Source organism: Muribaculum gordoncarteri, assembly GCF_004803695.1.
Classification (GTDB): Bacteria; Bacteroidota; Bacteroidia; order Bacteroidales; family Muribaculaceae; genus Muribaculum; species Muribaculum gordoncarteri.
Map to the genome: position 1 here is coordinate 1811471 of NZ_CP039393.1, position 15437 is coordinate 1826907.

Sequence of the window (15437 nt, forward strand, 5' to 3'; positions counted from 1 at the left end):
ATATTCCTATAGAAATACGGTTAAGAACCCACTCGCGGCTCAAAGAGGTGGAATAAATCAATTTCACCTCTTTTTATTTTATCGGTAATAACTGAACAAAACCTCTTCACCATGCGTATAATAACATCATTAATCATCGCAATCGCAATGTCACTATCAACAACAGGATGCTCCGAAAAGACTCCGCATGTCATAGCGCATAGAGGCTATTGGGAAACCGACGGTTCGGCCCAGAACTCTATAAGGTCAATCGTCAAGGCCGATTCAATCGGCTGCTTCGGCTCGGAATTTGATGTCTGGATGACCGCCGACGGCCAATTGGTGGTGTACCATGATGAAGCTGTCAATGGATTTGTCATCGAAAATTCCAACGCCGATGATGTATTGAGCCAGAAGCTCGAAAACGGAGAGAACGTACCCACTCTTGACCGGTATCTTGAAACAGGAAAGAATCTTGGCGTAAGACTCATATTTGAACTTAAACCGCACACCGAACGCGCTCAGGAGTCGCAGGCCATAACCAAGCTGCTCGATATGGTGCAAAGCAAGGGACTTGCCGACCGAATAGACTACATAACATTCTCCAAGGAGGGGATGCTGGAGCTGATCGAACGCGCTCCGGCAGGAACCCCGGTCTACTACCTCAACGGCGAGATGACGCCTGAAGAGCTTAAAGAGGCGGGAGCTGCAGGAATGGACTATGAACTGGATGTACTGAAGTCCAATCCCGAATGGATTGACCGATGTCACGAGTTGGGACTGAAAGTCAACGCCTGGACGGTGAATGAAGCCGACGACCTGCAATGGTGCATCGACCACAAGCTTGACTTCATAACGACCAACGACCCGGAACTGCTGCAATCGATGCTTTAAGGTCTAAGAAACAATCAGGGCTGCCCCCGACGGGACAGCCCTGATCCATTATATATAACCTGCGCAGTTATTATCAGAACAACTTTTCAGGATAAGTGCCGTCCTTGTGAAGTTCGGCAAACTTGGCAACAACACCGGGGCGGTCGGCGGCATAAGTAACGCCAAACCACTTTGACTCAGTGTCAAGCACCTTAACGGTAGCTTCGCCCGAATTGATGAGAGTGTCGATTACAAGGGGAATGAAGAACTCGGCCTTGGGAGTGTTGATGTCCTTCTTGAGGAAGTTGACAAACTCACGCTCGCTGTAATCGAAATAGTCGGGAGTGAAGCCCCAGAGGTTCATCGAAACCGGAGTAGAAGGAGCGAGCTTCTGAACTTCGCCGTTCTCGTCGGTAAACACGATGTCGTGATTGTCGTCATAGCTGATAGCTGTACGCTCAACAACCGAGGTAAGCAATCCGTCCTTGTTCTCGCACACGCCGCGAGCCACTGAACCGTTCTCGGTCATGGTGTTGCCTACACGGAATCCCACCATGCAGTAATCGCCCTTGCGGTCACGAGGACGCGAAAGTTCCTTTGCAATCACCTCAAATGCATCACGGCCGTAGAAGTCGTCGGCATTGATTACGGCAAAGGGCTCCTTGATTACATCCTTACCCATGAGTACGGCATGATTGGTACCCCAGGGCTTGGTGCGGTCGGCAGGACAAGTGAAGCCTTCGGGAAGAGCGTCGGTTGACTGGAACACAACTTCTACAGGCACATGTCCTTCATATTTTGACAAAATCTTATCGCGGAAATCCTGTTCAAAATCCTTGCGGATTACGAATACCACCTTTCCGAAACCCGATTTTATGGCATCATAAATCGAGTAATCCATGATGGTTTCTCCATTGGGGCCGAGCGAATCGAGCTGCTTCAAACCTCCATAACGGCTGCCCATGCCGGCAGCAAGCACAAACAATGTTGGTTTCATTACTTAGATGATGTTTGGTTTATTTAGTTTTGAATCGGTAGACTATAGTTTGATCGTACACTTCACCCACGCCAAGAAGCTGCGAGGGGAAATTACGATGATTGGGAGCGTCGGGCATTCCCTGACACTCGATGGCAACGCCGTCGTAGTCCTCGTAACCGCGACCGCTCTTGCTTTCAGGACAGCCTGCCAACCAGTTGCCGGTGTAGACCTGTACTGCCGGCTGGGTGGTTTCCACCTCAAGCACACGACCGCTCTTGGCCGACTCAAGCACAGCTATCTTCGACAAGTTGTGCTTGTGCCAGTTGTCGACAACCCAGCAGTTGTCATATCCCTTTCCGTAGACGAGTGCGGGGAAATCGGCCTTTATGTCACGGCCAAGTTTCTTGGGAGCGGTGAAATCCATAGGCGTTCCCTTTACCTCGGCAATCTCTCCGGTGGGGATGAGTGTATCGTCGGTAGGCAGATAGCGTGAAGCCATCAGTTGAAGCTCGTGATCGAGCACGCTTCCGCTGTTTTCGCCGTCAAGATTGAAGTAGGCGTGATTGGTGAGATTGACAATAGTCTTCTTGTCGCTCTCGGCCTTAAGCTCAATAGTAAGCTCATTATTGTCGTTCCATGAATATATCACGGTAGCGGTGAGCTTGCCGGGATATCCCTCTTCACCGTCGGCTGCGACATAGGTGAACTTTACGTGGCTGCCGCAGGCTTCCGATTTCCAGTTCTGGTTCATGAAACCCTCGGGACCGCCGTGAAGAGCGTTAGGCCCGTTGTTTATGGCAAGCTGATACTCGGTGCCGTTGATGGAGAACTTACCCTTGGCGATACGGTTGGCATATCGTCCGGGGGTCTTTCCTGCACAAGGGCCGTCGCCTATGTAGTCGGCGGGATTGGCATATCCGAGAGCCACATCGACCATGTTGCCGTCCTTATCGGGAACGACTACGCTTACTATACCGGCTCCAAGGCTCGACACGGTTACCGATGCGCCTGAAGCATTTGTTAAAGTATAAAGTGTTATGTCACCCTTGGGCGACACAACACTTTTTGATTCAATTTTCATATTGTAAATTTATGATTATTAGCATCTACGGGCTCCGTCGGAAACGATTACTTCATAAACCTGAGGTTCATGACCGTACTTGGCGTTAAACTTCTCCTTGGCGGTAGCGATGAAATGGTCATACAACTCATCCTTTACAAGGTTGATTGTGCAGCCGCCAAATCCGCCGCCCATTATACGTGAACCGGTAACGCCGCACTCCTTAGCTATGTCGTTAAGGTAGTCAAGCTCCTCACAACTTACCTCATAGAGTTTCGACATTCCTTCATGGGTCTTGTACATGCGGTCGCCTACAGTGTCATAATCGCCGCGCTGAAGAGCGTCACACACATCGAGCACACGCTGCTTCTCCTCGATCACATACTTGGCGCGCTTGTAATCCTCTTCTGAGATTTGATCCTTGATTCGGTCAAGGTCGGCAATCTCGGCGTCACGCAATGTTTCTATGCCGAGAGTCTTTGCTACATGCTCGCATGAAGCACGGCGCTTGTTATAGGGAGAGTCAACGAGTTCATGCTTAACCTTGGAGTCTACAAGAACCAGCTTATAGCCATCGAGTTTGAAGGGGAAGTACTCGTATTCAAGCGAGCGGCAGTCAAGACGCATGAGGTGATCCTTCTTTCCGAACACTGAAGCAAACTGGTCCATGATACCGCAGTTTACACCGCAATAATTGTGCTCGGTCGACTGGCCTATCTTTGCAAGTTCAAACTTGTCTATCTTATTGTCATTGAACATGTCATTCATGGCAAATGCGAAGCAGCTCTCAAGAGCGGCCGATGATGAAAGGCCGGCTCCCAGAGGCACATTACCTGCAAACACGGCATCGAAGCCCTTTACAACGCCTCCGCGCTTGATAACCTCGCGGCACACACCGAAGATGTATCTTGCCCACTGCTGTGAAGGAGCATCTTCTTCATTCAAGCCAAATTCGGCATAGTCATCGATATCGATTGAGAATACACGCACCTTATCGGTTCCGTTGGGCTTGATTTCAGCCATGATAACTTTATCGATTGCTCCGGGGAATACAAAACCTCCGTTGTAATCAGTGTGTTCTCCAATAAGATTGATGCGTCCGGCCGACGCATAGAGAGTACCGGCAGCTCCAAAGCGTTCGCTAAATTGCTGCTTGATTTTTTCAGTCATGTCCATAATGGTAGTTTAAAGTTAATTGTTTTGGTAATTGGATTTACTAACTGCAAAATTAACAATTTATTTCTAAAATCATAATCTTAAAGTAGTTTTTCTCATTATATTATAATGTAATCAAATAATTTAACTATATTTGCCATTATCGAATCGATTAGCGAATGTCACATAATACCATAAGCCATGAATACCAGATTTTGCGGCATTGCCGTTGCCGCAATCACTGCAGGGAGTGTCATGATTTACGGCGATGCGATAGATGATTACGCCGTCGGTCGCAAAGACGCCGCAATTAAAAGCACCGTGAAAAGTCACTACCGTCCCCACAACTACGTGACGGAATCACACAACGACATTAACCTGTGGCAATCTCTTCTCAAAGTGGACGCCTCCGACAATGACGACGGAAGCGTGCTCAACCGTTACGCGACGACAACGGTGACTCCGGCATTTGACTCCCAAGGCGTCCCGCTCAACTTAGGATTCGACAGGATAGTACCGCCTGAATGGTGGAAGTCATCCGACATGATGACATCGGCCGCAATGGATCTTTACAACATCGTGGTGTGTGACCAGGAGCTTATGCAGAAGCGCAAATCGCTTCCTCTCGCCGATGTCACTAACGTTGAATCGGACAACGGATTCTGGAGATACGGTACATCGCCGCTCTACGGCAGCGAAAAGATTCAGTGCATCGAACCGCCGGCCGAATACAAGGGCGACTTCGCCCGCGCATTAATGTATATGGTCAGCGTGTATCCTCCGTCGATATGGCAAGGATGGGGCGATGTTATGCTGCTGGGCAACGAATATCCCACAATGCGCGACCACACCGTAACGCTTTACCTCAAGTGGCATTACGACGACCCTGTTTCTCCTCTCGAACTGCAACGTAACGACCGCATCGAGGCTATTCAAGGCAATCGCAATCCCTTTGTCGACCATCCTGAACTAATCGACTACATCTGGGGCCGTAAAGCCGGTGAGATATACGGCACGCATGAGGCTCCTGTCGACCCCGACGACCCTGACCGCAAGCGCACTCCCCTGAAGGGCAACTACACAGCGGCTGATGGTGCCGTCGACCTCTATTCGCCCTATGTCCCCGACGATGCCGAGTGGACAATCGACCTTCAGCCCGTCGCCGAGAAGAGCCTGCCGATAGACGACATCGCCGCAGGGCGTCACGAATTAAGGTACACAGCCGGCGACATGAAGGGCCGACTCATAATCAACATCACGAAATGAAACCGATAGTCACAGCAACTCTCCTGATGGTATTGTCGCTGACAATAGCCGCATGCAGCCGCAATCATCGTGAAGGCCCCATAGACCCCGATTGGATTGAGGAGCCGGGCCTGCGTCCCGACGATCCCGAAAAGTTTGACTTCACCCCCGAGTTGAGCAATGACGCATTGCGGTTTACCTCCAACGACCTGTCATTACGCTACGACGACGGAGGCATCATCTTCAGCCGCAGCACATCGGGCAACGTAACGGTAGAAATCGTAGAGCTTGCCACCGGACACTCCATCAGCTTTTCATCGGAGAGCCGGTGGAACGAAGGGCCGCTAAAAGCACCGTCATTGAAAATCAACGGATCCGAAATCAAAATAATCGACGCCTCGATAGAGCATATAAACGAAAAAAGCGCATGGATATACATCCACGCGCCTAAAAATCATATCGTTTTGGTTATTGACCGATGACTCGATTCAACGACGGCTTTTCACCGGCTTCTCATCGGCAAACTCATTGGGGAAGTCGATGTGAACCTTCGGCCGCATCATGGCATATATCACAAGACCGATGCCAAGCAGGATGAACGGAATGCTCAGCTGCTGACCGATGTTGAGCGTCATCGTAGCCTCACGTGCCACCTGGTCGTTCTTAATGAACTCAATCAGGAAACGCGGAAGGAATATACCGATGAAAAACACGCCGAGTATCAATCCGGGACGCTCCTCAGCATTCTTCTTCCAGTACATCCACATCAACAGCGCAAACAACGCGAAATAACATAATGCCTCATATAGCTGGGTCGGATGCACCGCCTGCCCTTCATACAGCTCATGCCATTCACGCGACCTCACAAACATGAAGCCCCACGGCAGTGTCGTCGCGGTTCCGAATATCTCGGAGTTGAACAGATTGCCTATTCTTATCAATCCGCCCACAAGGGCAATGGCTATGACAAGTCGGTCGAATGTCCACAACGGACTGCGCTTTGTGACAAATATCGAAAACAGTATTACAGCTATTATTATGGCTATCGTGCCGCCGTGACTTGCCAGGCCGCCCTCCCAGATGTAAAGAATCCTTATGGGGTCGGCGCGGTAGACATCCCACTCATAGAAAAACACATGTCCAAGTCGCGCACCCACTATCGTGGCCACCACGACATAGATGAGCAATATTCCAAGCCAACGCTCGGGGGCTCCCTCGTGCTTAAACATTTTGGCAACGAGCTCATAGCCTATCAGGAAGCCTATCGCAAACATCAGCCCGTACCAGCGTATGGTAACGAAACCGCTGAATATCTCGGGATTGGCCGCCCAGGTAATATAGTCAAGCATATTTTATGGAGATTATTTTAATTTTGTATCTGCAAAATTAAGAAAAAGGTTGCAATAAACTAAGTTTATCGCAACCTTTTATAATGTCGTAATCAATCAACGCGCTCTTATACGAGATGGCGTATAAGCTCCTCGCGGTCGCCGTAGAGCATGTCGATGACCGGAATCTCGATCATGGTGTATGCTCCGGGGCGCTCAATCATCGTGGCGCGTGCAACGCCTACGAGAATCTGAGCCGTAAGAGCCGGATTATTGATTGACATGTTAAACTCGAAACGCTGATTCTGGGTAACGCCCGAAACTCCCTTGCGCACCATGTTGACACCATGTCCCATATCCTTGATTTCATCAACCGAAGGCACTTGGAACACGTGGGTTTCATCGCTCGCAAAGTAGGGATCTTCCTTGACCGACTTGGCAATCTGGTCGATGGTATATCCGTCCTCGACTTCGACATACACCATTCGGCGGTGGATGCCGGTTCCCAACGGAATAGTCATCGAAAGCGCATTCTTAACACCGGGCTTCGATTTTACGGCAACGGTGTGTCCCATGCTCATACCGGGGCCGAAATTGGTGTAGGTAACTCCCTTGGGAGCGGCAGCCTGCATCAATGCACGCACGATAGAGTCGCTTCCCGGATCCCATCCTGCCGAGATGATGGCCACTGAACCGTGAGCCTTGGCAATAGGATCGAGCGTGGCACGCAGGTCGGCTATCGAACCGTGTATGTCGAAACTGTCGACTGTATTCACTCCTTCGGCCAGCAACACCCTGGCATGTTTCTCCACCTCACGTGTCGGGGTACAGAGGATAGCCACATCGACATCCTCAAGCTCCATCACATCGGCCACTACTTTGTAGCCGGCCAGCTCGGCAGGTACATTCGAGGGATTTCGTCTTACAACTCCTGCAACCTCAAAGTCGGGTGCCTGTTGCAATGCCTCAAGGACATATCGTCCGATATTGCCATATCCCACTATGGCGGCTCTTATTTTCTTCATTCTATATTTATAATGTGTAATTATTTAAAATCACTCGGGCTGACGGCCGTTTACGATAGCCTCGGTGTCACGTGCTATCATCAGCTCTTCATCGGTAGGTATCACAACCACCTTGACCTTGGAGTCGGCAGCCGAAATAACCTTCTCTTCACCGCGTGACGATGCATTTACGGCGTCATCAATCTTAACGCCGAGATAGCTCAAATGTTCACACACGGCCTTGCGCAAAGGCTGCTGGTTCTCGCCCACTCCACCGGTAAACACGATTATGTCCACGCCGTTGAGCACTGCGGTATAAGCGCCGATGTACTTGATGATGCGGTAGATATACATGTCAAGGGCAAGCTTGGCACGCTCGTTGCCTTCAGCGATGGCGGCATCGATGTCACGCATATCCGATGATATGCCCGAGATGCCGAGCACTCCGCTCTTCTTGTTGATGAGATTGCTGAGCTGCTTGGTGTCGAGATGCTCCTTATCCATTATGAATGTAAGGGCTCCGGGGTCTACATCACCTACACGTGTTCCCATCATGAGTCCCTCCACGGGGGTAAGACCCATCGATGTGTCGATGCTCTTGCCGTCCTTTACAGCGGTTATCGAGCCGCCGTTACCGATGTGACAGGTTATTATGCGCTGATTCTCGTAGGGAACGCCAAGGAAGTCACACACGCGACGGGCTACATAACGATGGCTTGTACCGTGGAATCCGAAACGACGCACACTGTACTTGGTGTAAATCTCGTAGGGCAATGCATACATATAGGCTTCAGCAGGCATCGTCTGATGGAAAGCAGTGTCAAACACAGCAACCTGAGGCACACCGGGCATAAGCTCGGTGATGGCATCTATACCCGCCATGTTTACCGGATTGTGGAGAGGTGCCACATCGTAGCACTCCTTGATTTTCTCGATAACCTCGTCATTGATGAGCACGCTCTTGTTGAACTTCTCGCCTCCGTGAACCACGCGGTGACCCACTGCGTCAATCTCCTTGAAGCTGCTGATACATCCGTAGGTGGGATCGGTCAAGATATTGAGGATATCCATTATGGCCTTGCGATGGTCGGGAATAACCTCCTCTATCACCTTCTTGCTGCCGTCGGGAAGACGGAACTTCAGGAATGATCCGGGAATGCCGATTTTCTCAACACCGCCCTCGGCGAGAGTTTTCTTGTCGTCGACATTGATAAGCTTATATTTTACCGAACTGCTTCCGCAGTTAAGCACCAGTATATTCATTTTATTGATTCAGATTAAAAGTGTATTACTTCAATTTGTTCATTAATGTCCTATGGCCTGATTACAGGTTATGACAATTGTCTTGTAGATATCTTCGGGGAAACATCCGCGTGAAAGGTCATTGACAGGAGCGGCAAGACCTTGCAGAATCGGGCCTACAGCTTGAACACCGGCAAGACGCTGGACGAGCTTGTAAGATATGTTTCCTGTTTCAAGCGACGGGAATATCAGCACATCGGCCTGTCCCTTCAACGGACTGTTGGGAGCCTTGCTCTTTGCAACTCCGGGAACTATTGCGGCATCGGCCTGAAGTTCACCGTCCACAACAAGTTCGGGAGCCTTCTCGTGGAGCAGGTTGGTGGCCTTAATCACCTTGTCGACGCGCTCATGCTTGGCACTTCCCTTGGTTGAGAAGCTCAACATGGCTATGCGCGGCTCGATTCCTGCGATGTCACGCGCCGTATCGGCTGCCGACATGGCTATCTGAGCCAACTCCTCGGCTGTCGGGTCGGGAAGCACTGCACAGTCGGCAAATACGAGAATACCGTCCTCGCCGAAAGGTGAGTTTTCAGGAAGGAGCATGATAAACGCACCCGAAACCACATTGATGCCCGGCTTGGTCTTGATAACCTGGAATGCGGCACGAAGCACATTGCCGGTTGTGTTGAGAGCACCTGCGACTTGACCGTCGGCATCGCCCTTCTTTATCATAAGACATCCCAGATACAAGGGATTCGATGCCATCTTGCGAGCGTCATCCATTGTTATGCCCTTGCTCTTGCGGAGTTCATAGAAAAGGGGTGCATACTTGTCAATAACGGCACTGTCGGCAGGATTCACGATGCGGGCACGGCTTATGTTGGTCAAACTCAGTTCTCGTGCAGCGTCAGTTATCTCAGCAGGATCACCGATAAGGATAACATCGGCGATTCCTTCCGAAATTATACGGTCGGCGGCAGTTAATGTACGAGGTTCTGTTCCCTCAGGGAGCACGATACGTTGACGGTTTTTCTTAGCTTTGGTAATTAGCTTGTCAAATAGTCCCATAATAATTATGAATAAGTTATTTAATTTCTATCTGCAAAATTATAATTTTATGACAACATCTCCCACCCCTCGTTAATATTTTTTATTAAAAATTTCGGGGAGGGTATAAAAAGAATCAGGCCGGCTGCACATCGCAGCCGGCCTGATTGTGAAGGGGGCGGTTACCTACTCTCCCACTTTCGCAGTACCATCGGCGTGGCGGGGTTTAACTTCTCTGTTCGGAATGGGAAGAGGTGGAACCCCCGCGCTGTCACCACCTTAGTTTTTCTCTTTTTCCTGTCATCGCCATCTCTAAGGCGACCGGTGTGGTGGAGGAAGCGGACTTCCTGGAAGCTGATACGAGGTCGACTCAATCGAAGCCTCGGAATGTGCACTGCGACCGTCCCGCGGCGGCGTGGCCTGCGGAACCTTTGCATTGAGCACGGGGGACTTGCGTCCCGGAAAGGGTTCGGGCGATTAGTATTGCTCGGCTCTGGACGTTGCCGCCCCTGCACCTGCAACCTATCTACGTCATCGTCTTTGACGGCCCTGTGTGGAAATCTTATCTTGGGGAGGGCTTCGTGCTTAGATGCTTTCAGCACTTATCCTGACCAGACGCGGATACCCGGCGGTGCACCTGGCGGTACAACCGGTAAACCGGAGGTCTGTCCAACACGGTCCTCTCGTACTAGTGTCGGAGCCCCGCAAATTTCCTGCGCCCACAGCAGATAGAGACCGAACTGTCTCACGACGTTCTGAACCCAGCTCGCGTGCCACTTTAATAGGCGAACAGCCTAACCCTTGGGACCTTCTCCAGCCCCGGGATGTGACGAGCCGACATCGAGGTGCCAAACCACTCCGTCGATATGAGCTCTTGGGAGGGATCAGCCTGTTATCCCCGGAGTACCTTTTATCCTTTGAGCGATGGCCCTTCCATGCGGAACCACCGGATCACTATGCTCTAGTTTCCTACCTGTGCGACTTGTGAGTCTCCCAGTCAAGCACCCTTGTGCCATTACACTCTGCGGCCGGTTACCAATCGGCCTGAGGGTACCTTTAGAAGCCTCCGTTACTCTTTTGGAGGCGACCACCCCAGTCAAACTACCCACCAAGCAGTGTCCTCGATTGCCGAGTTAGAGACCAAATGTGCGAAGGTCAGTATTTCAACGTCGGCTCCACAGGGACTGGCGTCCCTGCTTCGCTGCCTCCTGACTATCCTACACATCGCACACCCGGTCACAGTGCTAAGCTGCAGTAAAGGTTCACGGGGTCTTTTCGTCCCGCTGCGGGTAATCGGCATCTTCACCGATACTACAATTTCACCGAGCTCATGGTTGAGACAGTGTCCGGATCATTACACCATTCGTGCAGGTCGGAACTTACCCGACAAGGAATTTCGCTACCTTAGGACCGTTATAGTTACGGCCGCCGTTTACCGGGGCTTCAATTCAACGCTTCTCTTGCGATGACGTCTCCTCTTAACCTTCCGGCACCGGGCAGGTGTCAGGCCATATTCTTCGTCTTTAAACTTTGCATGGCCCTGTGTTTTTGTTAAACAGTTGCCTGGACCTATTCTCTGCGCCCCTCCCGGGGGAGGGGACCCCTTATCCCGAAGTTACGGGGTCAATTTGCCTAGTTCCTTAACCATGATTCACTCGAGCGCCTAAGTATGTTCTACCCGACCACCTGTGTCGGTTTGCGGTACGGGCCCGTCACGGATTGCTTAGCGGGTTTTCTCGGGAGCATGGTTACCACCGCTATCCGCTTGCCCGGGGGCTCGCGGTACTATCCCGTTTCACCAGGCGGCGCGTACTTTACTACGCCGCCTATAGCTACGCGGTTCAACGCACTATTCCGTCAGTGCGCGGGTGTGTCACTTCTCCGTCGCCGCATCGCTCCGCGCCGGGGTGCCGGAATGTTGACCGGCTGTCCATCGGGTCCGCCGTTCGGCTGCCCCTTAGGTCCCGACTGTGCCTGAACCGATTAGCGTTGTTCAGGAACCCTTGGTCTTTCGGCGGGGAGGTTTCTCGCCTCCCTTGTCGTTACTTATACCTACATTTGCTTTTCCGATGCCTCCAGCACGCCTTGCGACGCACCTTCAAGGGCCTACGGAATGCTCCCCTACCAATGCCGCTCTAAGCGACATTCCACGGCTTCGGCAGCGGGCTTATGCCCGATTATTATCCACGCGGGATCACTCGACTAGTGAGCTGTTACGCACTCTTTAAATGAATGGCTGCTTCCAAGCCAACATCCTAGCTGTCAAGGCAATCCCACCTCGTTATGGTCTTCAACTTAGCCCGCATTTGGGGGCCTTGGCCGGTGGTCTGAGTTGTTCCTCTCTCGGACGCGGACCTTAGCACCCGCGCCCTCACTCCCGGGATTCGTGCCGCGGCATTCGGAGTTTGTCAGGACTTGATAGGCGGTGAAGCCCTCGCATCCTATCAGTCGCTCTACCTCCGCGGTACATGTCCCGAGGCTGCACCTAAATGCATTTCGGGGAGTACGAGCTATCTCCAAGTTTGATTGGCCTTTCACTCCTACCCTCAGGTCATCCGAAAGCTTTTCAACGCTTACCGGTTCGGTCCTCCAGATGGTGTTACCCATCCTTCAACCTGCCCGAGGGTAGATCACTTGGTTTCGCGTCCACCTCCGCCGACTCAGCGCCCTGTTAAGACTCGCTTTCGCTTCGGCTCCGTGCGTCCTCGCACTTAGCCTCGCCGGCGACGGTGACTCGTAGGTTCATTATGCAAAAGGCACGCCGTCACCACATTACGTGGCTCCGACCGCTTGTAGGCACATGATTTCAGGGTCTGTTTCACTCCTCTGTTCGAGGTTCTTTTCACCTTTCCCTCACGGTACTGGTTCGCTATCGGTCTCTCGGTAGTGTTTAGCCTTGCGAGATGGTCCTCGCGGATTCACGCAGGATTTCTCGTGTCCCGCGCTACTCAGGTGCCGCCCTTGTCGCGTTCACGCTTTCGGGTACGGGGCTGTCACCCTCTACGGCCCGGCTTTCCAGCCGGTCCCCCTAGCGTTCGCGCGTCCTTGACGGGCGGTCCTACAACCCCCGGTGCCGCCTCGACGGCCCGGGTTTGGGCTCCTCCGCGTTCGCTCGCCACTACTTGCGGAATCATTGTTATTTTCTCTTCCTCCGGGTATTGAGATGTTTCAGTTCCCCGGGTTCGCCCCTGGCCATGAGCCGGGTGCCGGAATCGCTTCCGGCGGGTTGCCCCATTCGGAGATCCGCGGATCAATGGGTATTTGCCCCTCCCCGCGGCTTATCGCAGCTTATCACGTCCTTCTTCGCCTCCGAGAGCCAAGGCATCCTTCATGTGCCCTTGTCTCCTTTCCTTAGAGTTTATTTTTTTCGCCTACTCAATCTGTCGCATCGTATATGCATACCTAATGCTTTGATTTCGTCATTTGTTTCACTCGTATCTTGATTCTGATTGCTCAGAATCGCTTCCAGCATGTCAATGTCCTCTTCCTGAGTGGAGAATAACGGATTCGAACCGTTGACCCCCTGCTTGCAAAGCAGGTGCTCTAGCCAGCTGAGCTAATCCCCCCTCGACCCCCTGACGGGGATACAGGTTATGGTGTAAACGGACAAGAAGCACAAGAGCCTCAAATCGTCGTGACCAAAAAGGTCGGAAACCTCGCAGCTCCAATTGACTGCGGACGCTCCAGAAAGGAGGTGTTCCAGCCGCACCTTCCGGTACGGCTACCTTGTTACGACTTAGCCCCAGTCACCGGTTTTACCCTAGGGCGCTCCTTGCGGCAGCGCACTTCAGGCACCCCCGGCTTCCATGGCTTGACGGGCGGTGTGTACAAGGCCCGGGAACGTATTCACCGCGCCGTGGCTGATGCGCGATTACTAGCGAATCCAGCTTCATGGAGTCGGGTTGCAGACTCCAATCCGAACTGAGACAGGCTTTCGGGTTCCGCTCCCTGTCGCCAGGTGGCTTCCCGCTGTACCTGCCATTGTAACACGTGTGTCGCCCCGGACGTAAGGGCCGTGCTGATTTGACGTCATCCCCGCCTTCCTCGCAGCTTGCGCCGGCAGTCTCGACAGAGTCCTCAGCCTAACCTGTTAGCAACTGTCGATGGGGGTTGCGCTCGTTATGGCACTTAAGCCGACACCTCACGGCACGAGCTGACGACAACCATGCAGCACCTCGACACAGGCTCCGTAGAGCCGACCCCTTTCAGGGCCGTTCCTGTGTCGTTTGAGCCCGGGTAAGGTTCCTCGCGTATCATCGAATTAAACCACATGTTCCTCCGCTTGTGCGGGCCCCCGTCAATTCCTTTGAGTTTCACCGTTGCCGGCGTACTCCCCAGGTGGAATACTTAACGCTTTCGCTGTGCCACCCAGGGCCCATTCGCCCCGGACAGCTAGTATTCATCGTTTACTGCGTGGACTACCAGGGTATCTAATCCTGTTCGATACCCACGCTTTCGTGCTTCAGCGTCAGTTGGGCGCCGGTATGCTGCCTTCGCAATCGGAGTTCTGCGTGATATCTATGCATTTCACCGCTACACCACGCATTCCGCATACTTCTCGCCCACTCAAGACCGTCAGTTTCAACGGCGGGCGGAGGTTGAGCCCCCGTATTTTACCGCTGACTTGACAGTCCGCCTACGCACCCTTTAAACCCAATAAATCCGGATAACGCTCGCATCCTCCGTATTACCGCGGCTGCTGGCACGGAGTTAGCCGATGCTTTTTCTTCGGGTACTCTCGACTCCGCCACGCGTGGCGGAATTTGCTCCCCGACAAAAGAGGTTTACAACCCGTAGGGCCGTCATCCCTCACGCGACTTGGCTGGTTCAGGCTCGCGCCCATTGACCAATATTCCTCACTGCTGCCTCCCGTAGGAGTCTGGTCCGTGTCTCAGTACCAGTGTGGGGGACCTTCCTCTCAGAACCCCTAGACATCGTCGCCTTGGTGGGCCGTTGCCCCGCCAACTAGCTAATGTCACGCATGCCCATCCGTTGCCGGAATCGCTTCCTTTGGCCGCAGGGCCATGCAGCCCCGCGGCATTACGCGGTATTAGACGGGATTTCTCCCGATTATCCCCCTGCAACGGGCAGGTCGCATACGCGTTACTCACCCGTGCGCCGGTCGCCAGCGGCAAGGATTGCTCCTCGCCCCGATGCCCCTCGACTTGCATGTGTTAGGCCTGTCGCTAGCGTTCATCCTGAGCCAGGATCAAACTCTTCGTTGTTTGTATCTTTTCTTTATTTTTCTCTGTTGTCTTGCGACCACAGTCGGCTTCAGGTTCCGCTGACCTATTGAATCACGTAGATTGACTTGAGGCGTCAGTCCTCAAAAGACTGACTGCTCTTGTACTACTTCTTGTCTATTTAACTCTTTCAATGTTCTCGTTGCTTTCGTTCTCAAAAGCGAGTGCAAAGTTAGAGGATAATTTTGAACTATGCAAATATTTTTTCTGCACTTTTTTCATGCCCCGATGAACAATCGCTTCAAAAACTATGTTATTCAACATATTATAGCGATATGTAAT

The 15437-nt window shown here is 52.2% G+C and carries 10 protein-coding genes, 1 tRNA gene and 3 rRNA genes; 3 read left to right on the top strand and 11 right to left on the bottom strand.

The features are described from left to right. Positions 1-147: 147 nt before the first annotated feature. A complete protein-coding gene (locus E7746_RS08055; protein WP_238337156.1) occupies positions 148-873 on the top strand; it encodes a glycerophosphodiester phosphodiesterase family protein in 726 nt (241 codons plus the stop codon). 73 nt (positions 874-946) lie between these two features. Here the strand turns inward: E7746_RS08055 and E7746_RS08060 are convergent, their stop codons facing one another. Genes E7746_RS08060 through galK form a run of 3 tightly spaced genes read right to left on the bottom strand, consistent with a single transcriptional unit; the run spans position 947 to position 4061 of the window. Next, positions 947-1849: a sugar phosphate nucleotidyltransferase gene (locus E7746_RS08060; RefSeq protein WP_123396810.1), complete on the bottom strand. Its 903-nt coding sequence runs from the start codon at positions 1847-1849 to the stop codon at positions 947-949. Between the two features lie 19 nt (positions 1850-1868). Then, the gene (locus E7746_RS08065) at positions 1869-2912 is read right to left on the bottom strand and encodes an aldose epimerase family protein (RefSeq protein WP_136410475.1); all 1044 of its coding nucleotides are present in this window, start codon (positions 2910-2912) and stop codon (positions 1869-1871) included. A gap of 18 nt (positions 2913-2930) precedes the next feature. After that, a complete protein-coding gene (gene galK / locus E7746_RS08070) occupies positions 2931-4061 on the bottom strand; it encodes a galactokinase (RefSeq protein ID WP_136411324.1) in 1131 nt (376 codons plus the stop codon). Positions 4062-4247: 186 nt separating this feature from the next. Between galK and E7746_RS08075 the strand changes: the two genes are divergently transcribed. Together E7746_RS08075 and E7746_RS08080 are read left to right on the top strand one after the other, a co-directional pair. Further along, positions 4248-5312: an endonuclease gene (locus E7746_RS08075; protein WP_123396808.1), complete on the top strand. Its 1065-nt coding sequence runs from the start codon at positions 4248-4250 to the stop codon at positions 5310-5312. Next, complete coding sequence (locus E7746_RS08080) at positions 5309-5773, top strand: hypothetical protein (RefSeq protein ID WP_136410477.1); 465 nt, start codon at positions 5309-5311, stop codon at positions 5771-5773. The genes E7746_RS08075 and E7746_RS08080 overlap by 4 nt, the downstream gene beginning before the upstream one ends. A gap of 6 nt (positions 5774-5779) precedes the next feature. Here the strand turns inward: E7746_RS08080 and lgt are convergent, their stop codons facing one another. The 8 genes from lgt to E7746_RS08120 all read right to left on the bottom strand — a co-directional run bounded on the left by lgt (position 5780) and on the right by E7746_RS08120 (position 15137). Then, positions 5780-6640 carry a prolipoprotein diacylglyceryl transferase gene (lgt, locus tag E7746_RS08085; RefSeq protein ID WP_136410478.1) on the bottom strand — a complete coding sequence of 287 codons (861 nt, stop codon included), beginning with the start codon at positions 6638-6640 and terminating at the stop codon, positions 5780-5782. Between the two features lie 107 nt (positions 6641-6747). Continuing rightward, entirely contained in the window at positions 6748-7644 is an 897-nt protein-coding gene (locus E7746_RS08090; protein WP_136410479.1) for a diaminopimelate dehydrogenase, read from the bottom strand. Positions 7645-7674: 30 nt separating this feature from the next. Continuing rightward, complete coding sequence (locus tag E7746_RS08095) at positions 7675-8886, bottom strand: acetate/propionate family kinase (protein ID WP_136410481.1); 1212 nt, start codon at positions 8884-8886, stop codon at positions 7675-7677. Between the two features lie 42 nt (positions 8887-8928). Then, on the bottom strand, positions 8929-9933 hold the full coding sequence (gene pta / locus E7746_RS08100) for a phosphate acetyltransferase (RefSeq protein ID WP_123396803.1): 1005 nt from the start codon (positions 9931-9933) through the stop codon (positions 8929-8931). A gap of 152 nt (positions 9934-10085) precedes the next feature. Then, positions 10086-10194: ribosomal RNA gene (gene rrf / locus E7746_RS08105) — 5S ribosomal RNA — on the bottom strand. 175 nt (positions 10195-10369) lie between these two features. Further along, a 23S ribosomal RNA gene (locus tag E7746_RS08110) occupies positions 10370-13264 on the bottom strand. Between the two features lie 140 nt (positions 13265-13404). Beyond that, positions 13405-13478, bottom strand: a tRNA-Ala gene (locus tag E7746_RS08115). 121 nt (positions 13479-13599) lie between these two features. Further along, positions 13600-15137, bottom strand: a 16S ribosomal RNA gene (locus E7746_RS08120). The 16S, 23S and 5S rRNA genes sit together here with 1 tRNA gene alongside, the layout of an rRNA operon. Between the last annotated feature and the right edge of the window lie 300 nt (positions 15138-15437).